The sequence below is a fragment of the Actinokineospora sp. genome (assembly GCF_052390155.1).
Taxonomy (GTDB): domain Bacteria; phylum Actinomycetota; class Actinomycetes; order Mycobacteriales; family Pseudonocardiaceae; genus Actinokineospora.
In genome coordinates this window covers 25,410-47,050 of record NZ_JBQTHF010000009.1, presented here as the reverse complement: position 1 = coordinate 47,050, position 21,641 = coordinate 25,410, and the positions used below count along the sequence as shown (strand labels likewise).

Genomic DNA, 21,641 nt, shown 5'->3' with positions numbered 1-21,641 from the left:
GGCCACCTGGTGAACAGTCCGGGTGCCGGTCAGGTGGGCCGCACGTCCAGTGCCAGCAGCGCGACGTGCAGGGACAGCACGGATTCCGGGTCCGCCAAGGAAACCCCGAGGATCTGCTCGATCCGGGCGAGCTGCTGGTAGTACGCCGTGCGCGACATGTGGGCCGCCGCCGCCGCGGCGGACTTGTTGCCGCCGTGGTCGACGAACTGGCGCAGCGTGTCCATCAGCCTGCTGCCGTGCGCGGCGTCGCGGGAGCGCAGGGTGCTCAGTTCGCGGTCGGCGAAGGCGGTCACCCGGTCGTCGTCGGCCAGCAGGTGGAGCAGGCCGCGCAGGCGGACGTCGGCCAAGCGGTGGAAGGGTTTCACCGTCGGCGAGCGCAGCGCGGCCTGCGCCACGTGCGCCGCCTCGACCAGGCTGCGCCGCGCCTGGGTGACGGTGTCGACGGTCGTGCCCACGGCCAGCACCACCGGCACCGCGCGCGGCGGCGCCTGGTGGATCTCGCGGGCCAGGCGGCGCAGGATGCCCGTGGTGTCGGCCTGCGGGGTGATCGACAGCAGCGCCCGCACACTCGTGTCGTCCACGATGCCGACCAGGGCCGCCACCCGCGCCCGGCGCGCGGCGAGCGCGGTGGCCTCGGCGAGGTCGCGCAGCACCTCCTGGGTGGCCATCGCGGGCACGAGGGGCACCGCCGCCCCGGGCCGCACCGACACGCCGACGAGCTGCCGGTTCTCCAACGGCACCCCGAGCCCGGTCGCCCGGGCCACCAGATCGCTCGGCGGCGTGGGGGAGGCGAGCAGCTCGGTCAGCAGCGTGCGGTGCGCGTGCCGCTCCAGGCCCTCGCGCTCGCGGGCCGCGAGCCGGTGCACGGCCAGCACGGACGCCGCCCGCTCGGCGATCACCACGTGCCGGTGCGCGGGCGGCTCGGGGCACAGCAGCACCAGCCGACCCCAGTCGTTGCCGCGCGCGCCGACCACGGTGACCAGCCAGCCCGCCACCGCGTGGTAGGCGGTCCGCTCGGCCACGGCCACCCCGCGCGAGCGCCGCGCCCAGTCGGTCAGCAGCTCGCCGGGCGGGCCGCCCGCCGTGTCGTAGGCGAGCACGTCGTGCGCGAGGGTCTCCAGCACCACCGGCAGCCCCGAGGTCCGCGCCACCTCGCGCAGCACCTCGGCGGGCTCGGCCCCCGCCACGGTGAGCGCGGTGAACGTCTCGTGGATCTGTTCGGCCGCCCGCAGCTCCGCGACCTGCGCCTCGACGATCAGCCCGACGACCGCCTCGGTCACCGCGACGAACCGCGTCTCGCGGGACAGCGTGATGAGCGGCATACCGTGCCGCTCGGCGGCGGCGGCCAGCGCGGACGGCAGGGCCTCGCTCCAGTGCCGGACCAGCTCCACGACCAGCCCGGCGGCCCCGATCCCGGCCAGCTCGTCCACATACCTGGTCAGCGACTCGGCGTCGTCGGCCAGCGCGATTCCCGTGGTGAGCACGAGTTCGCCGCCGCGCAGCAGGTGCGCGATGTCGGCGACCTCGGCCGCGTGCACCCAGCGCACCCGCCCGCCCAGCCCGGCCGCGCCTGCCACCACCCGGGGCGCGCCCTGCCGGACGACGGGCAGCGCCAGGATCTCCGAGACCGTGGGATACATCGACACACTGTAAGCCTCGCCGAGTACTACCGATACACCTTGTCCATTGGCGGGCATGGCCGCGGGCGACCAGACTCGCGGACATGGACGACAACCAGACGCCGCTAGTCGATCGCCACCGGGCCGTGCTGCCGAGCTGGCTCGCCCTGTACTACGCCGACCCGATCGAGATCGTCAGCGCCGAGGGCAGGCACGTCACCGACTCGACCGGCACCACCTACCTCGACTTCTTCGCGGGCATCCTCACCAACGCCATCGGCTACGACGTCGCCGAGATCAGCGACGCCATCCGGCGCCAGCTCGACACGGGCGTGCTGCACACCTCCACGCTGTACCTGATCCGCGGGCAGGTGGAGTTGGCCGAGAAGATCGCGAAGCTCTCGAACATCCCGGACGCCAAGGTGTTCTTCACCAACTCCGGCACCGAGGCCAACGAGACCGCGCTCATGCTGTGCACGCAGTTCCGGCGCAGCAACCAGGTTCTCGCGCTGCGCAACTCCTACCACGGCCGCGCGTTCGGCACCGTCGCCATCACCGGCAACCGCGGCTGGTCGGCGAGTTCGCTGTCCCCGGTGAAGGTCAGCTACGTGCACGGCGGCTACCCCTACCGCAGCCCGTTCGGCCATCTGTCCGATGTGGACTACATCCGGGCGTGCACCGACGACTTGCGCGAGATCCTGCAGACCACCACCTCCGGCGACGTCGCCTGCATGATCGCCGAGCCGATCCAGGGTGTCGGCGGGTTCTGCACGCCGCCGGACGGACTGTTCGCCGCGTTCAAGGACGTCCTCGACGAGTACGGCATCCTGCTGGTGTCCGACGAGGTGCAGACCGGCTGGGGCCGTACCGGCGAACACTTCTGGGGCATGGACAGCCACGGCGTCACCGCCGACATCATGACCTTCGCCAAGGGCCTCGGCAACGGGCTGGCCATCGGCGGTCTCGTGGCCCGGGCCGACGTCATGGACTGTCTGACCGCGAACTCGATCTCCACCTTCGGCGGCAACCCGGTCGCGACCGCGGGCGCCAACGCCGCGCTGGACTTCTTGCTGGACAACGACTTGCAGGGCAACGCGGCCAAGCTCGGCGTCCGGCTCACCGAGGGACTGCACGACATCGCCGCGCGCCACCCGGTCGTCGGCGACGTGCGCGGCAAGGGGCTCATGATCGGCGTGGAACTGGTCGAACCCGGTGGTAGGACGCCGAACGCGAAGGCAGCGATGACCGTGTTGGAGCAGACCCGCGCGCACGGCCTGCTCGTGGGCAAGGGCGGCATGCACAACAACGTCATTCGGCTCGCACCGCCGATGACGCTCACCGAGGGCGAGGTGGACGAGGCGCTCGACGCGCTCGGCCACGCGATCGCCGCGGCCGACGGCGAGGCCCGCTGATGCGCGCGATCAGCCACTGGATCGACGGCAAGCCCTGGAGCGGCCTGGCCGAGCGGACCGGCGACGTGTTCGACCCGGCCACCGGCCAGGTCGCCGCGCACGTCGATTTCGCCGGTACCAAGGAGATCGAGGCCGCCGTGGCCGCCGCCCGCGCGGCGTTCCCCGGCTGGCGCGACGCCTCCCTGGCGAAGCGCTCGACTGTCCTGTTCGGATTCCGCGAACTGCTCAACGCCCGCAAGGGCGAGCTGGTCGAGCTGGTCACCGCCGAACACGGCAAGGTGCTCGACGACGCGGCGGGCGAGGTGCAGCGCGCGCTGGAGGCGGTCGAGTTCGCCTGCGCGGTGCCCGCGCTGCTCAAGGGCGGGTTCAGCGAGAACGTGTCCAGCCGGGTCGACGTGTACTCGATCCGCCAGCCGCTCGGCGTGGTCGGGGTGATCTCGCCGTTCAACTTCCCGGCCATGGTGCCGCTGTGGTTCGTGCCGAACGCGATCGCGTGCGGCAACGCGGTGGTGCTCAAGCCGAGTGAGAAGGACCCGTCGGCGTCGGTGTTCATCGCGGAGCTGTTCGCCGAGGCCGGGCTGCCTGACGGCGTGCTCAACGTGCTGCACGGCGACAAGGTCGCGGTCGACGGCCTGCTCGAACACCCGGATGTGCGGTCGATCTCGTTCGTCGGCTCGACCCCGATCGCCAGGTACGTCTACGAAACCGGTACGCGGCACGGTAAGCGCGTGCAGGCGTTGGGCGGGGCCAAGAACCACATGGTGGTGCTGCCCGACTCCGACCTCGACCTCGCCGCCGACGCCGCGGTGTCGGCCGGGTTCGGCTCGGCGGGGGAGCGCTGCATGGCGGTGTCGGTCGTCGTCGCGGTCGACCCGATCGGCGACGACCTGGTGGCCCGCATCCGGGAGCGGATCGCGAACCTCAAGGTCGGCGACGGCCGCAGGCCCGGCTGCGAGATGGGCCCGCTGGTCACCGGCGCCCACCGGGACAAGGTCACGTCCTATGTGGACGCTGGAGTCGACGCGGGCGCCGACCTGGTGGTCGACGGCCGCGGCCACGAGATCGACGGGGAGCCGGACGGCTTCTGGCTCGGCCCGACGCTGTTCGATCGGGTGGAGCCCGCAATGTCGCTCTATACCGACGAGATCTTCGGTCCGGTGCTGTCGGTGGTGCGCGTCGAGTCCTATGCGGACGCTCTGGAAATGGTCAACGCCAACCAGTATGGCAACGGCACGGCCATTTTCACCAACGACGGCGGCGCGGCTCGGCGGTTCCAGAACGAGGTCGAGGTCGGCATGGTCGGGGTGAACGTGCCGATCCCGGTCCCGGTGGGTTACTACTCGTTCGGTGGTTGGAAGGATTCCCTGTTCGGCGATACGCACGCCTACGGCCCGGACGGTATCCACTTCTTCACCCGCACCAAGGTGGTCACCAGCCGGTGGCTCGATCCGTCGCACGGTGGGGTGAACCTGGGGTTCCCCCGCAACACGTGACTCAGGTCAGTCGGGCGATCGCGGTCTTCGCGGCGTCGATCGGGATGCTGAAGCCGATGAGTCTTGACGTGGTGGCCCGCCGACCATCACATCGGCGACACCGCGTTCGCCGAGATCGTCATCGAGGCACTTACCGTCGTGGCCGGCGGGCGCTGAGATGCCTGACGGGGGCGATGAAGGCTCGATAGACGGGTCGCAGCGGCCGCGGCGGGACGTCGGGATGACGTTCCTCGTGCCAGACCCGCGCCCGCGGATGGCGACGGATCACCCGCGCGAACACCTGGTCGATCAAGGACCGGTAGGTCTGCTTCGGCGCGGACGTGTGCACGTCGATCCGGCAGAGGTGCTTCGTGCTCATGTAGCCGTACTGGTTGGGGCTGACCAGCCTCGCGGGCGCGCCGTGGTCGCCGTCGAGCGGGCGGCCGTCGAGGTGGTCGGCGATCAGCACCTCGTCGGCCAGGGCGTCCTCGATCACCACGGTCGACCGGTGGCCGTCGAGGCCGCGGAACACGAGGTGGGTGACCGCCGTCCCGGGCGGGAGTGCCGGTTCGATCAAGGTCCGGTACACGGTCTCGAAGGAGACGCCCGCCCAGCGCAGGCCGGTGGCGGACCAGCCCGCCACGCAGTGGAAGTCGGCGACGCGCTCCTGTCTGGGAAGCGTCGACACGGTGGTGAGGGGCAGATCGAGCGTCACCGCCCCGCGGATCGCAATGACGGGATCGGTGGGAACGGCGGGCGCGGGTCGCGACAAATGGGTGCCGAACCGCGGAAATCCGCCGATCACGCGCTGGCCGGGCGGCAGCGGATCGGGACCGCGGGTATTCCACGTCCGCTCGATCTGGCGCATGAGCGCCGGGTAGACGATCCAATGCCGGAATGGCTTGATGAGCGCCATGTACCCGTTGCCGAGCGGACCGCGCGGCTTGACGTAGACGGCCATCTGCCCCTGGTAGCGGCCGTCGCCCTGATCGACCCAGGCCAGGTGCAGCACGCCGTGCACGGTCTGGTTCGACAGTTCCGCGGCGAATTCGTCGTCGGTGCGGAAGAGGGGGATGAACGGCACAGAGTGGAAACGCACGTCGGCGGCGGTGTCACGCAGGTCGGCGGGCAGTCGGTCGGCCAGCGAGGTTTCGGTCGTGCCGGGAATCGGCAGGTCGTCCGCGCGACCGGGGGCCGAGATCCGGCCGAGGTCGAACCAGCGGCCGAGGAGATCGCGGGCCTGCCACAGCACGCGCGTCGGCAGGGACTTCGTGTCGGTCGGATCGGCGGAGGCCATCAGTTCGAGGAGGGTGGGAAAATCGTCCGCGCCGCCGTGCACGGGCAGGGCCCACACGTCCTCCAGCGTGAAGTCCGGCGCGATGTCGCGTATCCGCCAGGGGCGAGCCTCGTGTGCGACGTTCGGCAGCCTCATGCTGATCCTCGATCCATACGGCGTCGTATGGATATTAGGCGGACAGCTTGCGGCTGTCAATACGGTGCCGTATAGATGTGCCGGTGGCCAAAGTCAGGACTCCGCGCGGCACCTGGGTCGACGCCGCGCTGCTGGCGCTGGCGGGCGGCGGCCCGGACGCCGTGCGCGTCGAGGCGCTGGCCGCGGGCCTCGGGGTGTCCAAAGGCGGCTTCTACTGGCATTTCACCGATCGCCAGGGGCTGCTCGACGAGATGCTCGACACCTGGGAGAAGGCCGGGACCGACGACCTCATCGCCCGGGTCGAGAGTCAGCCGGGCGACCCGCGAGCCAAGCTGGAGCAGCTTTTCAAGCTGATCCCGTCGCTCGCCGTGGATCTCGCGATTCGCGACTGGTCCCGGCGCGACCCCGACGTCGCCGAGCGCGTGCGCCGGGTCGACAACCGACGCATGGGATACCTGCGCGCACTGTTCGGGCAGTTCTGCGCCGACGAGAACGACGTCGAGATCCGCTGCATGCTGGCCTACTCGCTGGCGATCGGCAGCTACTTCATCGCGGCGGACCACGGTGCCAAGAGCCGGAGCCACGTCCTGCGGCTCGCTGTCGACCGACTGCTCGCCGATTCGTGCGGCGGTGCCTCGGCGGCGGCTTCCGGGCTAGGTTGGCGAGGTGACCAGTGAGACCTCCTTCCTGCGCCTCCAGGCCCGGACCCAGCGCTTCACCCTCGGCTCGCCCCGCGAGTTCCGCATCGCACCGGACGGCAGTCACCTGCTGTTCCTGCGCTCGGCCTCCGGCGAGGACCGCACGCACATCCTGTGGAAGCAGGACCTGACCACCGGCGAGCAGACCCGCCTCGGCGACCCCGCGGCGCTGCTCGGCGGTGCCGAGGAACTGTCCGCCGAGGAGCGTGCGCGCCGCGAGCGGAGCCGCGAGCAGGGCGGCGGGGTGATCGGCAACGCCACCGACGGGCGGGCGCGGATCGCGGCGTTCGCGTTGTCCGGCAAGCTTTTCGTGGCCGACGCGGACACGGGGGCGACCCGCGAGCTGGCCACCGCGACGCCGATCGTCGACCCGCGACCCGACCCGACGGGCACCCACGTGGCCTACGTGTCCGGTGACGCGCTGCGGGTCGTCGGGGTCGACGGTACGGGTGACCGGGCGCTGGCCGAGCCCGCGGGCGAGGACCGGGCGTGCGGCGTGGCCGAGTTCATCGCGGCCGAGGAGATGGACCGCTCGCGCGGCTACTGGTGGTCGCCGGACGGCACCCGCCTGCTCGTCGCGTGCACCGACCGACGCGAGGTCCAGCGTTGGCACATTGCCGACCCGGCGAACCCGGGCACGCCGCCGAAGACCGTCGCCTACCCGGCCGCGGGGACGCCGAACGTGTACGTCTCGGTGGCCGTGGTCGGGCTCGACGGCTCGCGTATCGACGTCGACTGGGACGGGGTCGACCTGCCGTACCTGGTCACCGCGCACTGGTCGACCGGCGGTCCGCCGCTGATCGCGGTGCAGTCGCGCGACCAGCGCACCGTGCAGGTCCGCTCGATCGACCCGGACACCGGTACCACCGAGCTGCTGCACACCGAGACCGACGACACGTGGGTCGAGATCGCCCCCGGCGTCCCCGCGTGGACCCCGGACGGGCGGCTCGTGCGGATCGCCGCGGTCGACGGCGCGAACCGGCTCGTGGTCGGCGACGACGTGGTGACCGGCGACGGCCTACAGGTGCGCGCGGTGCTCGACGTCGGAGACGACGTGCTGTTCAGCGCGTCCGCCGACGACCCGACGCAGGTGCACATCTACGTTGCGGGCGAAGACGTCCGTCGATTGTCCACTGTGGATGGTGTGCACTCGGCCGCGCGCGGCGGGGACGTGACGGTGCTCACCTCGTGGTCGCTGGACTGGTCCGGTCCGAGGGTCCAGGTGCTGCGCGGCGGCGCGCCGATCGGCGAGGTCGCGAGCCTGGCCGTCGAGCCGCCGATCGAGCCGCGGGTCACGCTGCTGACCGTCGGCGAACGCGACCTGCGGGTCGCCCTGCTCTACCCGACCGGCCACGTGCCGGGCAGCGCCAGGCTCCCGGTGCTCCTGGACCCCTACGGCGGCCCGCACGCGCAGCGCGTGCTGTCCACCCGCAACGCCTACCTCGGCCCGCAATGGCTGGCCGACCAGGGTTTCGCCGTGCTGATCGCCGATGGCCGCGGCACCCCCGGGCGCGGGCCGGTGTGGGAGCGGGAGATCGCGTTCGACTTCGCGGGCGCCACCCTCGCCGACCAGGTCGACGCGCTGCACGCGGTCGCCGCCGACCACCCCGACCTCGACCTCGCCAAGGTGGCCATCCGCGGCTGGTCCTACGGCGGCTACCTGTCCGCGCTCGCCGTGCTGCGCGCGCCGGAGGTCTTCCACGCCGCCATCGCGGGCGCCCCGGTCACCGACTGGCGGCTCTACGACACCCACTACACCGAGCGCTACCTGGGTCACCCGGACGAGCGGCCGGAGGTCTACGACCGCAACTCGCTGATCGATGACGCACCGAAGCTCGACCGGCCGCTGCTGATCATCCACGGCCTCGCCGACGACAACGTTGTGGTCGCACACTCCATTCGGTTGTCCAGCGCGCTGGTGGCGGCCGGTCGCCCGCACGCGTTGCTGCCGCTGCCGGGGGTCACGCACATGACGCCGCAGGACGATGACGTTGCGGAGAACTTCATGTTGATGCAGGTGCGCTGGCTCAGGTCCGCACTGGATATCGGCTAGATTTCGCGGACGAAGATCGAGGAGGACGTATGTCGAGGTGGGGCATCACGCTGCCGTTGACCGGGGTTCCCCTGGCGGCACACCGGGAACTGGTCCGCGAACTGCCCGACCTCGGGTACACCGACGTGTGGTCGGCCGAGGCCGCGGGCACCGACGCGTTCACCCCGCTGGCGTTGGTCGCGGAGTGGGCGCCGAGCCTGCGGCTCGGCACGGCGATCGTGCCGGTCTACACCCGCGGCGCGGGCCTGCTGGCGATGAGCGCGGCGACCATCGCCGAGCTGGCGCCGGGCCGGTTCGTGTTGGGCATCGGCACGTCGTCGCCGACGATCGTGGCGGGCTGGAACGGCGGTGACTTCGCGGAGCCGGTCAAGCGGACCCGGGACACGCTGCGGTTCCTTCGGGCGGCGTTGGCGGGGGAGAAGATCACCCAGAGCTACGACACGTTCTCGATCTCGAAGTTCCGCCTGGAGCGCCCGCCCACCCCGCCGCCGGAGATCATGCTTGCCGCCCTGCGCCCGGGCATGCTGCGCCTCGCCGCCCGCGAGGCCGACGGCGCGATCACCAACTGGCTGGCCTCGTCCGACGTGCCGACGGTGCGCGCGGAGGTCGGTACGGACACCGAGCTGGTGGGGCGGATCTTCGTCTGCCCGACCGAGGACGCCGACGCCGCGCGCGGCCTGGGCAGGCTGCTGATCAGCAGTTATCTGACCGTCCCGGTCTACGCCGCCTTCCACGACTGGCTCGGCCGGGGCGACCTGCTGGCCCCGATGCACCAGGCATGGGCGGCGGGCGACCGGGCCGCGGCGAACGCGGCGATCCCGGACAAGGTGGTGGACGACCTGATCGTGCACGGCAGCCTGGCCGAGTGCCGCGAGCACATCGCGTCCTATGTGGACGCCGGGCTCACGACGCCCGTGATCGCGGTCCTGCCGACCGGGGCGGACCCGGCGGAGTTGGTGCGCGGGCTGGCGCCGACGGGGTAGCGGGTCACCCGTTGGTGGCGGGTGGGTGACCGCTCCTATCCTGCCGAGGATAGGCACACCTAAGAAGGGGCTGCACCGATGACGGCTTCGCAGGACACAGACCACCGCGGCGGCGAGACCGCGCCTGGTCCGTCCGCTGGGCGCGGTCCGGGGACGGCGGCGCTGGCCGGTGCGCGTGCGGTGCGCGAACTCGTCTCGGTCGCGCTCGATGCCCTCGACGAGGGGGTTCGGGCGCGCGGCGGGCCGGTGCCCGCGGGCGGTCCGGCGGGCGTCGAGGCGGTGTTGGGGGATGTCGCGGGGTGGCAGGCCGAGGGGATCGGGGCCGAGGCCGCCGTCGCGGAGTTGACTCGGGTGTTGGCGGCGGGGTCGGCCGATCCGGTGGACCCGTGGTGTGCCGCGCACCTGCACTGTCCGCCGCTGGCGGTGGCCGCGGCGGCCGATCTCGTTGCCAGTGCGCTCAATCCATCGATGGACTCGTGGGATCAGGCGCCCGCCGCGAGCGCGATCGAGCGGAAGCTGACCGACGAGGTCGGCAGGCTCTGCTTTCCCGCGGCCGCGCGGCCGGACGCACTGGTCACGACCGGCGGCACGGAGTCCAATCTGTACGGTCTGCTGCTCGCCCGGCAGGCGCTCGGGCGCGTCGTGCCGGTGTGCGGCCGCAATTCCCACCACAGCGTGGCGCGTGCCGCATGGGTGCTGGGATTGCCGGCGCCGATCGCGGTGGACTGCGTCGGCGACCGGATCGACCCCGCCACGCTGGCCGCCACCTTCGCCGGGCTCGACGGCCCGGCCGTCGTGGTCGCCACGGCTGGCACCACCAACAGCGGCGCCCTCGACCCGCTCGACGCCATCGCCGACATCGCCGCCCGCGCGGGCGCCTGGCTGCACGTCGACGCGGCCTACGGTGGCGCGCTGCTGTTCAGCGACCGCCGCCGCGGCCTGCTCGCCGGCCTCGACCGGGCCGACTCCGTGGCCATCGACCTGCACAAATTCGGCTGGCAGCCGATCGCCGCCGGGCTGCTCGCCTGCCGCGACGCCGACGTGCTGCGCTCGCTCGACGTGCGCGCGGACTACCTCAACGCCGACGACGACACCGAGGCCGGGCTGCCCGACCTGCTCGGCCGCTCGCTGCGCACGTCCCGCCGCCCGGACGCCTTCAAGATCGCGGTCACCGTGCGCGCGCTCGGCCGGGCCGGGCTCGGCGAGTTGGTCGACCGGTGCTGCGACACCGCAGCGCGGGTCGCCGCCGCGGTCAAGGCGCACGCCGATCTGCGGCTGTGGGCCGCGCCGACGCTGTCCACTGTCCTTCTGCGACCGTTGGCGGCCGATGAGCTGGAGACCGAACTCGGGCTCGCGGCGGGTGACGCGCTGGTGGCTCGGGTGCGCCGCGGTCTGCTCGACGACGGCGCCGCGGTGCTGGGTCGGGCGACCCTCGGATCGTCCACTTCGGAGGGTTGGGACGGCCGCGACCGGTTGTGGCTCAAGCTGACCCTGTTGCACCCACACGCCCAGATCGCCGACTATCTGCCGCTGCTCGACCTCGTCGCCCGCCGCGCGCGGAGCGAACTCCCGGCCGTGGCGGCGGCCCCGTGGTGAGCCCCGCATTAGACCTCGCGGGCGTGGGGGTCGGGCCGTTCAACCTGTCGCTCGCCGCGCTCGCCTCGTCGGTCGTCGGCCTGCGCGCCCGGTTCTTCGAGCGCGGCCCCGAGTTCCGCTGGCACCCCGGCCTGATGATCGACGGCACCACGGTGCAGGTGCCTTTCCTCGCCGATCTGGTTTCCTTGGTCGAACCCACGCATCCCCTGTCGTTTCTGAGTTATCTGCGCGACCGCGACCGGCTGTTCCCGTTCTACTTCGCCGAGCGCTTCCACATCCCGCGCGCCGAGTACGACGACTACTGCCGCTGGGCGAGCGAGCGGCTTCCCTCTGTCCACTTCGGACACGATGTGCGCGAGGTGCGCTGGTCGGCCGAGGACGGCGCGTTCGAGCTGGACGTCGCCCCAGCCGGTCGGGTGCTCAGCCGCAACGTGGTGCTCGGGGTGGGCACCGCCCCGGTGCTGCCCGAGCCGCTGCGCCCGCTCGCCGCCGACCCCGCCGTGCGCGTGCTGCATTCCGCCGACTACCTCGCCGCGCGCGACGGCCTGGTCGCGGCGGGCGACGTGACAGTGGTCGGATCCGGGCAGTCCGGCGCCGAAGTGTTCCTGGACCTGTTGCGGCGCAGACATTCCGGCGGGCTGCGGTGGCTCGCCCGGACCCCGGCGTTCGCGCCGATGGAGTACTCCAGACTCGGTCTGGAGCAGTTCACCCCCGACTATGTGCGCTTCTTCCACGACCTCGCCGAGCCCACCCGCGACCGACTGGTGCCCGCGCAATGGCAACTCTACAAGGGAATCAGCACCGACACCATCGACGCCATCCAGGACGAGCTGTACCGGCGGACCATCGGCGGCGGCTGGCCCGAGGTCACCCTCGCCCCGGGTGTCGCGGTCACGGCAGCCCGCGCCGACGCTGGCCGCGTCGAGCTGACGCTGCGCCACGAGCAGCAGGACGCGGTGGCGACGCTGCGCACGGACGCCGTGGTCTGCGCGACCGGGTACGCCGAGCGCAACCTGGAAAGCTTGCTGGGCCCCATTTCCGACGCGATCGAGCGCGACACCGCCGGTCGGATCGCGGTCGACGCCGACTTCCGGGTCGGCCTGCGCGCGGACATCCGGGGCGCGGTGTTCGCGCAGAACGCCGAGCGGCACACGCACGGCGTCGGCGCGCCCGACCTGGGCCTGGCGGCGTGGCGGTCGGCCACCATCCTCAACGCCGTGTGCGGCCGGGAAATCCACCGACTGGCCAAGCGCACGGCGTTCACGACGTTCGGATTGCCGACCGGCGGAGAAGGGTGGGGGTCGACGTGACGGCTGCGTGGCGCGACGCGGGCGCGTTGGTGGTGCACAAGATGCTCGGCGAGCTGAGCTACGAGGGCCTGCTCCGCCCGGAACCGGACACTGCCGCCGAGGACGGCTACCAGGGATGGCGGCTGGAGTTGGTCGGCGGCGCGACATACCGGTTCTCCGCACGACGCGGCGCCTTCGAGTCGTGGGCCGTGCGCCCCGGCACCGCCACCCGCGACGGCACGCCTGCCGACGACCCGCGTGTTCTCGTGGTCGACGCGCGCGGCGAACTCGGTCTCACCGGGCTGCGTCTCGCGGACGTGCTGGCCGAGCTGACCGCCACGGTGGCCAACGAGGCCGCCCGACTCGCGCACGCCACGACCGCCGCCGAACTGACCACAGTGGACTACGACACGGCCGATGGCAGGCTCACCGGCCATCCACGGCTGGTGCTCAACAAGGGCCGGGTCGGTTTCGCCGCCGCCGACCGCGCCCGCTACGCCCCAGAGGCGGGCACCACGTTCGCCCTGCCGTGGCTTGCGGTGCACCGCGATCTCGCGTCGTTCCGCTGCACCGCCGACCTCACCGAGGACCGGCTGCTCACCGAGGAGTTGGGTCCTGAGCTGCTGGCCGAGTTCCGGTCCGGCCTGTCCGATCCTGACAGTTACGCGCTGGTGCCCGTGCACCCGTGGCAGTCGGACGAGATCGTCGGCACCCTCTACGCCGCCGAACTCGCCACCGGCTTGGTCGTCCACGTTGGCGCGAGCCGCGACCAGTACCGTCCACATCAGACAGTCCGCACGCTGGCCAACGCCGACCATCCGACCCGCCGCGACGTGAAGACCGCTGTATCGGTGCGTAACACGCTTGTCTACAGAGGACTCGCTGCCGCCGCCACGCTGGCCGCGCCGGAGGTCACCACCTGGCTGCGGCAGGTGCACGACAGCGACGACCTGCTGCGCGACCGCTACCGGTTCGACCTGCTCGGCGAGGTCGCCAGCGTCTCGGTGCGACATCCGCTGTTCGGCGCGATCGACGAGTTGCCCTACCGGTTCCACGAGACCTTGGGCGCGCTCTGGCGCGAACCGATCCGCACTCGGCTGGCGCCGGGAGAGCGCGCCATCTCGTTCGCCGCCCTGCCTTATCGCGGCACGGACGGCTCGGTCGTGGCCCACCTCATCGGACAGTCTGGAATGGACACCGAGGCATGGCTGCGCCGGACGCTCGACCTGCTGCTCACGCCGCTGCTGCACTGGCTGCTCGCGCACGGCGTCGGGTTCTGCCCGCACGGACAGAACCTCATCCTGATCACCGACGACCACGGAACCCCGCTGCGGGTGGCCATCAAGGACTTCGCCCAGGGCGTCGACCTGCTGGACGAACACCTGCCCGGCTACGACCTGCTCGGCGCCGCCGCGCGCGCGGACATGCTGCGGTGGCCCGCGTATCTGCTGGCACAGTCGCTGTTCAGCTCGGTGTTCGCCGGTCAGCTCCGCTTCCTCGCCGAGATCCTGGACGACGAGCTGGGGTTCGCCCGTCCCCGGTTGTGGTCGCTGGTAAGGGAAATCGTCGGCGCCTACCGGGACAGCCACCCCGAGACCGCGACCCGGTTCGACGCGTGCGGGCTGTTCGCGCCCGACGTCGAGCGCGTCTGCCTCAACCGGGAACACCTGGCGGGCCAGGGTTTCGACAAGATCGACCGCGACGACGAGTTCGACGTCCGGTTCGGGCGGGCGCTCAATCCGCTCGCCGCACCGGACCCGGGCGGTGCCTGGTGAGCATGCTTGAGCACCGCCGCCCGGTCGGCGCTCGCACCCTCGCCGCCCGCGCGCAGGCCGCGTCGGCCCACTCCGGCGCCCTGCGCGGCGCGGTCGCGGGCGGCGCGGTCCGGCGGGTGGTGTGTCTGGTTCCCGATCCACACGCCCGGTTCGCCGCCGTCGAGCTGGGCGCGGAGTACTTTGTGGACACTGTGCTGGCGGCGGGCTACGGCCTGTGCGCGTACGTGTTCGGCTGGAACCCCGCGCGGGAATCGGTGAACGCCTCGGCGGTGGACCAGTTCCTCGGCGGTTACGGCGATCTGCGGCTGCGACCCGACCTCGCCACCCTCGCGCCGTCGCCGGGTGAACCTGATACCTGGCTCGTCGTCTGCGATGTCGAGTGGCCGGACGGCCGCCCGGTCGCCGAGGCGCCGCGCACGGCGTTGCGGGAGCAGTTGGCCGCCGCCGAACAGCTCGGCCTGGTGCCGTCGATCGGCCTCGAACACGAGGTCACCTTCACCGGCACCGACGGCACTCCGCTCGCGTCTGCCGGGCTCGACTACGCCGTCGGTGCGTTGTCTCCGCTGTCGGGCCTGCTCTCGGCCGTGACCGAAGCCGTCGATCAGCTCGGCCTCGGCACGGAGTCGGCCAGGGGCGAAGTCCACCCTGGACAGTACGAAATCGTGCTGCGCCACCGCGATGCCCTAGCCGCCTGCGACGACGCCATGCTGCACCAGCTCGCCATCCGCCGGGTCGCCGCCGCCCACGGCGTCCGCGCGGGCTACCTCGCCGCCGAGAGCACCGGCACGGGCGGCTCGTGCCACGTGCATCTGTCCCTGTCGGACCCGGTCGGCGCGCCACTGGTCGCGGGGGCCCGGCCGACCGAACCGTCCACTTTGTTCGGTCACTTCCTGGCGGGCATCCTGCGCGCCGCCCCGGACCTGACCGCATTCTGGGCGCCCACCTGGAATTCCTACGTGCGGCTGCGCACCGCGCCGTTCTCGCCGCGCACCCTGCGGTGGGGCACCGACGACCGCACCGCCGCCCTCCGCCTCGTCGGCCGCGGCCCGTCGCTGCGCATGGAGGCCCGGTTCGCGGGCGCCGACGCGCAGCCGCACCTGGTGGTCGCCGCGCTGCTCGCGTCCGGCCTGTCCGGCGTGCACGAGCGGCTGCCGCTGCCCGCCGAGGGCAAGGTCGTCGGCGACCTGGCCCGCACCCCGTGGGACGCGCTCGCCCGGCTCTCCGCCTCCAAACCCGCCCGAGCCATGCTGGGCGACGCGGTGGTGGAGCACCGGGAGGCGATGCTGGGGGAGGAGTTGAACGCGGGCCTGGACGCCGTCACCGACTGGCAGCGCACCAGGGGCGACCTCCGGGCCTGATCAGCCTTCGTCGGGCCGCACGTGCCGGAGGTCGATCACCTGCATGTTGTCGAGTTGGGCCATCCGAACGACCCCGAGGTTGTGTTTGGCGTCCGCGTCGCCGTTGTCCGCGGCCTTCTGCAGCCAGACCTCGGCCTGTGCGTAGTCCCCGCGGTCGAACAGCAGGGCGCCGAGGTTGAACATGGCATCGACGTTGCCCCGGTCGGCAGCCCGCCGGAACCACGTCTGGGCCTCGGTACTTCCTTCGTCGCGAAGGAGAACGCCAAGGTTGTACATCGCTCGCGGATGGTCGTTGGCCGCCGCACGCCGGAACCACGACTTGGCCTCGGCGAACTCCCCACGGAGCTGGAGGAGGAGTGGCACGTTGTGCATGGCCTCGACATGGCCATGCGCGGCAGCCTTTCGGAACCATGTCTCGGCCTCGGCCAGTTCCCCGCGCGCGTGCAGGGTCAGCCCGAGACTGTTCATGGCTTCGACATGGCCGCTGTCCGCGGCCCGACGACACCATGCGTCGGCCTCGGCAGTGGTCGACCGGCTGCTCAGCAGGGCTTTGGCCAGGTCGTACATCGCTTGGGGGTCACCGGCTTCGGCGGCCTGCCGAGTCGCCCGTTCAGCCTTCGCCCGCTTGCCAAACCTCATACGGCAACCCTAGGCGGTCTGCTCGGGATCGGTCCCGAACCGATGTGTCGTCGCTGAAACAATCAAGCACGAATGCTTGAAAAGCGGGCCGGGTCGTGCCACGGTTGAGCCGTGATCGACCTGACCTCGCTGCTCGCCGACCTGCGGGCCGAAGGCGCCGAACTCGACGCGTGGGTTGCCGGGCTGACCGATGCGGGGTGGGGGCGGCCGACGCCCGCGCCCGGATGGACGGTCGCGCACCAGATCGCGCACCTGGCGTGGACCGACGAACAGTCGCTGCTCGCGGCCACCGACGCCGAGCGGTTCACCGCCGAGATGACGCAGGCGCTGTCCGGCGGCGACCCGCAGCGCTACGTCGACGAGGGGGCCGAGCGCGGTGCCGCGCGATCGCCCGGCGAGCTGCTGGCGCACTGGCGCGGTCTGCGCGCGGACCTGGAGTACGCGCTCGCCGCCGTGCCGCCGGGGACCAAGCTTCCCTGGTACGGGCCGCCGATGAGTCCGGCGTCGATGGCGACGGCGCGGATCATGGAGACGTGGGCGCACGCCGGCGACGTGGCTGCCGCGCTCGGTGTCCGGCGTGAGCCGACCGCGCGGATCAGGCACGTGGCGCACATCGGTGTGCGCACCCGCGATTTCGCTTATCTGGTAAGGGGTCTCACCGCGCCCGCCGAGCCGTTCCGGGTGGAGTTGACCGCGCCGGACGGGGAGCTGTGGACCTGGGGGCCGGACGACGCCGCGCAGCGGATCGTCGGGCCCGCAGCGGATTTCTGCCTGCTGGTCACGCAGCGCGTGCACCGCGACGACACCGCGCTGACGACCACCGGGGCCGACGCGCGGGAGTGGCTGGGTATCGCGCAGGCGTTCGCCGGGCTGCCGGGCGCGGGGCGGGCGAAGACCGCATGATCCGCGTCGGCAACGCGTCCGGCTTCTACGGCGACCGGATCTCGGCCATGCACGAGATGCTGACCGGCGGCGAACTCGACGTCCTGACCGGCGACTACCTGGCCGAGTTGACCATGCTGATCCTCGGTCGCCAACGGTTGAAAGACCCGGTGGGCGGCTACGCCAAGACGTTTCTGCGTCAGCTCGAACAGTGTCTCGGGGTGGCGGTCGACCGGCAGGTCAAGATCGTCGCCAACGCGGGCGGGCTCAACCCGGCCGGGCTCGCCGACGCGATCCGCGCGCTGGCCGACAAGCTCGGCATCGCCGTGCGAGTGGCGCATGTGGAGGGTGACGACCTGCTGCCGCGTGCCGCCGATCTCGGGTTCGGCGGCGCGCTCACCGCCAACGCCTACCTTGGCGCGTGGGGGATCGCGGCGTGCCTGCGGGCGGGCGCCGACATCGTGGTCACCGGCCGGGTCACCGATGCCTCGCTGGTCGTCGGCCCCGCCGCCGCGCACTTCGGTTGGGGGCCAGGGGATTACGACGCGCTCGCGGGCGCCACCGTCGCCGGGCACGTCATCGAGTGCGGACCCCAGGCCACGGGCGGCAACTACGCGTTCTTCACCGAGTTGGACAGCCTCGACCACCTGGGCTTCCCGATCGCCGAGATCCACGCGGACGGCTCGTCGGTCATCACCAAGCATCCCGGCACGGGTGGCGCGGTGACCACGGAAACCGTTACGGCGCAACTACTCTACGAGATCCAGGGCCCGGACTACCTCGGTCCCGACGTCACCGCCCGGTTCGACTCGATCGCCCTCGCGGACGATGGCCCGGACCGGGTGCTGATCAGCGGCGTGCGGGGCGGTCCGCCGCCCGCGACGGTCAAGGTGTGTGTGAACACCCTCGCCGGGTTCCGCAACAGCGCCACCTTTGTCCTTTGTGGACTCGACATCGAGGCCAAGGCCGCGCTGGTCCGGCGTCAGCTCGAACGCGCGATCGGTGTGGACGGTCTCACGTGGACACTGGCGCGCACCGACCACGCGGACGCCGACACCGAGGAAGCGGCCAGCGCACTGTTGCACGCCACGATCAAGGTGGCTGATCCCTTGCGTGCCAAGGCATTCTCGCGCGCGACGGTCGAACTCGCGCTCGCAGGCTACCCCGGATTCACCCTCACGGCGCCGCCCGCCGACGGCACCCCGATCGGCGTCTACCGGCCCGAGTACGTCGACCGCGCTGCCGTCGAGCACACGGCGGTACTGCCCGACGGGGAACGCCGCGTGATCCCGTGGCCGGATATCGACGAGGCCGCGCACTGGTCGGTCCGCTGGACCGAACCGGACACCGACTTCGGGCCGACCCGGCGCGGCCCGCTCGGCACGATCGTCGGCGCACGGTCTGGTGACAAGGGCGGCAACGCCAACCTCGGCGTCTGGGTCCGCCGACCCGACGCGTTCGGCTGGCTGGCGCGCGAACTGACCGTCGACCGACTGCGCGAACTGCTGCCGGAGACCAAGGATCTCGACATCGACCGCCACCTGCTGCCGAACCTGCACGCGCTCAACTTCGTCGTGCACGGCCTGCTCGGCGAGGGCGTCGCCGCCGCGACCCGGTTCGACCCACAGGCCAAGGCCCTCGGCGAATGGCTGCGCTCCCGGCACGTCGACCTCCCGGAGGTGTTCCGGTGAGCCCGTTCGACACTCCCGAGCGGCGCGAGCTGCGGGCCACCGTGCGCCGGTTCATGGCTGCTGAAGTGTTGCCGCACTTGGATTCCTGGGAGCGTGCGGGCGAACTCCCGCGCTCCCTGCACCGCGCGGCAGGCGCGCTCGGCCTGCTCGGCGTCGGCTTCCCGGAGTCGGTCGGCGGCGGTGGCGGCGACCTGATCGACGCGATGGTCGTGGTCGAGGAGATGCACTACGCGGGCGCGTCCGGCGGTCTGATCGCCTCACTCATGACGTGCGGGATCGCGGTGCCGCACCTGGCGATGGCGGGTGATCCGGCGCAGATCGACAAATGGGTACGCCCCACCTTGGCCGGCGAATTGATCGGCTCATTGGCGATTACCGAGCCCGATGGCGGGTCGGATGTCGCCGGTCTGCGCACGTCGGCCAAGCGTAACGGTGCCGAGTTCGTGGTCAACGGCGCCAAGACGTTCATCACCTCGGGCGTGCGGGCCGACTTCGTCACCACGGCGGTTCGCACGGGCGACGCGGGTGCGCACGGGATTTCGCTGCTGGTGGTGGAGCGGGACACGCCCGGGTTCATCGTCGGTCGCAAGCTGGAGAAAATGGGTTGGCACTGCTCGGATACGGCCGAGTTGTCCTTTATGGACTGCCGGGTGCCGTCGGCCAATCTGGTTGGCGCGGAGAACACCGGTTTCGTGCAGATAGCGACGAACTTCGTCGCCGAGCGGCTTACGTTGGCTGTGCAGGCGTACGCCGCCGCGCAGCGGGCGCTCGATCTGACGCTGGCGTGGTGCAGGCTGCGGGAGACGTTCGGGCGGCCGCTGATCTCTCGGCAGTCGGTGCAGACGACCGTGACGGAGATGGCCCGCAAGATCGACGTCGCCCGGACCTACACCCGGGATGTGGCGCTGCGGCACCTCGCGGGGGAGGAGGTCGTCGCGCAGGTGTGTTTCGCGAAGAACACGGCGGTGGAGGCGGGGGAGTGGGTGGCGCACCAGGCGGTGCAATTGCACGGCGGGCTCGGGTACATGCGCGAGTCCGAAGTCGAACGCCACTACCGCGACATGCGGATTCTCGGTATCGGCGGCGGCACCAACGAGATCATGACCGGCCTGGCCGCCAAGCGATTGGGGTACACCTCGTGAGTGTCCTGCGGTCCACAGTGGACGCGAGTGGGGTCGAGTTTCGGGCCAATCGTGAGGGCATGCTGGCGAAGTTGGTCGAGTTGGCGGGGGAGCACGCCAAGGCGGTGGCGGGGGGTGGGGAGAAGTATGTCGCCCGGCATCGGGGGCGGGGGAAGTTGCTCGCGCGGGAGCGGATCGAGTTGCTGCTCGACCCGGATTCGCCGTTCCTCGAACTGTCGCCGCTGACCGCGTGGGGGACCGACTATCAGGTCGGGGGGAGTCTGGTCACGGGGATCGGGGTCGTCGAGGGTGTCGAGTGCATGGTCAACGCCAGCGACCCGACCGTCAAAGGTGGGGCGATCAATCCGTGGGGGATGAGGAAGGGATTCCGGGCCGCTGATATCGCGGCGCAGAATCGGCTGCCCACCGTGAACCTGGTCGAGTCGGGTGGGGCGGATCTGCCGACTCAGAAAGAGATTTTCATCCCGGGTGGGCGCACTTTCCGCGACCTCACCCGGGCATCGGCGGCGGGAATCCCCACCGTCGCGGTGGTGTTCGGCAACTCGACGGCGGGTGGGGCCTATCTGCCGGGGATGTCCGACCATGTGGTGATGGTCAAAGACCGCGCCAAGGTGTTCCTGGGTGGGCCGCCGCTGGTGAAGATGGCCACCGGGGAAGAATCCGACGACGAATCCCTTGGTGGCGCGGAGATGCACGCCCGGGTGTCGGGGCTGGCCGACTACCTCGCGGTGGATGAGGAAGACGCGATCCGGCTCGGTCGACGCATCATCGCCCGGCTCAACTGGCGCAAGCTCGGGCCCGCGCCCGCCGCCGACTACGCGGAACCGGAGCACGATCCTGAAGACCTGTTGGGCATCGTGCCGACCGATCTCAAAGTGCCGTTCGACCCGCGTGAGGTGATCGCGCGGGTGGTCGACGGGTCCGACTTCGACGAGTTCAAACCGTTGTACGGCACCAGTCTGGTCACCGGGTGGGCGCAGGTGCACGGCTACCCGGTGGGCATCCTCGCCAACGCGCGCGGGGTGTTGTTCAGCGCCGAATCGCAGAAGGCGACCCAGTTCATCCAGCTCGCCAACCAGACGAACATCCCGCTGCTGTTCCTGCACAACACCACCGGCTACATGGTGGGCCGGGAGTACGAGCAGGGCGGCATCATCAAGCACGGCGCGATGATGATCAACGCGGTGTCCAACTCGAAGGTCCCGCACATCTCCATCCTGATGGGCGCCTCCTACGGCGCCGGGTACTACGGCATGTGCGGCCGGGCCTACGACCCGCGATTCCTGTTCGCCTGGCCCAGCGCGAAATCCGCCGTCATGGGGCCGCAGCAGCTCGCCGGGGTGCTGTCGATCGTCATGCGGCAAGGGGCGCAAGGCCGTGGCCAGACCTACAACGAGGAGCACGACGCCGCGATGCGGGCGATGGTGGAGGGACAGATCGAGGCCGAGTCGCTGCCGATGTTCCTCTCCGGCATGGTCTACGACGACGGCATCATCGACCCCCGGGACACCCGCACGGTGCTCGGTATCTCGCTGTCCGCGATCCACAGTGGACCGATCGAGGGCGCCGGGGGCTTCGGCGTCTTCCGAATGTGAGCCCG

At 71.4% G+C, this 21,641-nt stretch carries 16 protein-coding genes; 13 read left to right on the top strand and 3 right to left on the bottom strand.

Annotated elements, in window-relative coordinates:
• Positions 1-29: 29 nt before the first annotated feature.
• Positions 30-1,640 (bottom strand): PucR family transcriptional regulator, encoded by a 1,611-nt coding sequence (locus ACT4N7_RS04680; protein ID WP_444827322.1) that lies wholly within the window; start codon positions 1,638-1,640, stop codon positions 30-32.
• Positions 1,641-1,723: 83 nt separating this feature from the next.
• Between ACT4N7_RS04680 and ACT4N7_RS04675 the strand changes: the two genes are divergently transcribed.
• Positions 1,724-3,031: an aspartate aminotransferase family protein gene (locus ACT4N7_RS04675; protein WP_444827321.1), complete on the top strand. Its 1,308-nt coding sequence runs from the start codon at positions 1,724-1,726 to the stop codon at positions 3,029-3,031.
• Positions 3,031-4,524 carry a CoA-acylating methylmalonate-semialdehyde dehydrogenase gene (locus ACT4N7_RS04670; protein WP_444827320.1) on the top strand — a complete coding sequence of 498 codons (1,494 nt, stop codon included), beginning with the start codon at positions 3,031-3,033 and terminating at the stop codon, positions 4,522-4,524. Before ACT4N7_RS04675 ends, ACT4N7_RS04670 begins: the two co-directional genes overlap by 1 nt.
• Before the next feature lie 130 nt (positions 4,525-4,654).
• Here the strand turns inward: ACT4N7_RS04670 and ACT4N7_RS04665 are convergent, their stop codons facing one another.
• On the bottom strand, positions 4,655-5,995 hold the full coding sequence (locus tag ACT4N7_RS04665; RefSeq protein ID WP_444827319.1) for a DUF2867 domain-containing protein: 1,341 nt from the start codon (positions 5,993-5,995) through the stop codon (positions 4,655-4,657).
• Between the two features lie 23 nt (positions 5,996-6,018).
• Here ACT4N7_RS04665 and ACT4N7_RS04660 point away from each other — a divergent pair, with 23 nt between their 5' ends.
• The 7 genes from ACT4N7_RS04660 to ACT4N7_RS04630 all read left to right on the top strand — a co-directional run bounded on the left by ACT4N7_RS04660 (position 6,019) and on the right by ACT4N7_RS04630 (position 15,687).
• Positions 6,019-6,612, top strand: coding sequence for a TetR/AcrR family transcriptional regulator (locus ACT4N7_RS04660; protein ID WP_444827318.1), 594 nt, complete (start codon positions 6,019-6,021; stop codon positions 6,610-6,612).
• Positions 6,602-8,686, top strand: a complete 2,085-nt coding sequence (locus ACT4N7_RS04655) for a prolyl oligopeptidase family serine peptidase (protein ID WP_444827317.1) — start codon at positions 6,602-6,604, stop codon at positions 8,684-8,686. The genes ACT4N7_RS04660 and ACT4N7_RS04655 overlap by 11 nt, the downstream gene beginning before the upstream one ends.
• 29 nt (positions 8,687-8,715) lie before the next feature.
• Positions 8,716-9,669, top strand: a complete 954-nt coding sequence (locus ACT4N7_RS04650) for an LLM class F420-dependent oxidoreductase (RefSeq protein ID WP_444827316.1) — start codon at positions 8,716-8,718, stop codon at positions 9,667-9,669.
• 78 nt (positions 9,670-9,747) lie between these two features.
• A complete protein-coding gene (locus ACT4N7_RS04645) occupies positions 9,748-11,265 on the top strand; it encodes a pyridoxal phosphate-dependent decarboxylase family protein (protein WP_444827315.1) in 1,518 nt (505 codons plus the stop codon).
• Positions 11,262-12,575: a lysine N(6)-hydroxylase/L-ornithine N(5)-oxygenase family protein gene (locus ACT4N7_RS04640; RefSeq protein WP_444827314.1), complete on the top strand. Its 1,314-nt coding sequence runs from the start codon at positions 11,262-11,264 to the stop codon at positions 12,573-12,575. The genes ACT4N7_RS04645 and ACT4N7_RS04640 overlap by 4 nt, the downstream gene beginning before the upstream one ends.
• On the top strand, positions 12,560-14,329 hold the full coding sequence (locus ACT4N7_RS04635; RefSeq protein WP_444827313.1) for an IucA/IucC family protein: 1,770 nt from the start codon (positions 12,560-12,562) through the stop codon (positions 14,327-14,329). Before ACT4N7_RS04640 ends, ACT4N7_RS04635 begins: the two co-directional genes overlap by 16 nt.
• A 2-nt stretch (positions 14,330-14,331) precedes the next feature.
• Positions 14,332-15,687, top strand: a complete 1,356-nt coding sequence (locus ACT4N7_RS04630; RefSeq protein ID WP_444827407.1) for a glutamine synthetase — start codon at positions 14,332-14,334, stop codon at positions 15,685-15,687.
• Here the strand turns inward: ACT4N7_RS04630 and ACT4N7_RS04625 are convergent, their stop codons facing one another.
• On the bottom strand, positions 15,688-16,326 hold the full coding sequence (locus tag ACT4N7_RS04625; RefSeq protein WP_444827312.1) for a tetratricopeptide repeat protein: 639 nt from the start codon (positions 16,324-16,326) through the stop codon (positions 15,688-15,690).
• 111 nt (positions 16,327-16,437) lie between these two features.
• Between ACT4N7_RS04625 and ACT4N7_RS04620 the strand changes: the two genes are divergently transcribed.
• From ACT4N7_RS04620 to ACT4N7_RS04605, 4 genes are read left to right on the top strand one after another with little or no spacing between them, the layout of a single operon-like run.
• Positions 16,438-17,229 (top strand): TIGR03084 family metal-binding protein, encoded by a 792-nt coding sequence (locus ACT4N7_RS04620; protein ID WP_444827311.1) that lies wholly within the window; start codon positions 16,438-16,440, stop codon positions 17,227-17,229.
• A complete protein-coding gene (locus ACT4N7_RS04615) occupies positions 17,226-18,899 on the top strand; it encodes an acyclic terpene utilization AtuA family protein (RefSeq protein ID WP_444827310.1) in 1,674 nt (557 codons plus the stop codon). Before ACT4N7_RS04620 ends, ACT4N7_RS04615 begins: the two co-directional genes overlap by 4 nt.
• A complete protein-coding gene (locus ACT4N7_RS04610) occupies positions 18,896-20,041 on the top strand; it encodes an acyl-CoA dehydrogenase family protein (RefSeq protein ID WP_444827309.1) in 1,146 nt (381 codons plus the stop codon). Before ACT4N7_RS04615 ends, ACT4N7_RS04610 begins: the two co-directional genes overlap by 4 nt.
• Complete coding sequence (locus ACT4N7_RS04605; RefSeq protein WP_444827308.1) at positions 20,038-21,636, top strand: acyl-CoA carboxylase subunit beta; 1,599 nt, start codon at positions 20,038-20,040, stop codon at positions 21,634-21,636. The genes ACT4N7_RS04610 and ACT4N7_RS04605 overlap by 4 nt, the downstream gene beginning before the upstream one ends.
• The last annotated feature ends 5 nt before the right edge of the window (positions 21,637-21,641 follow it).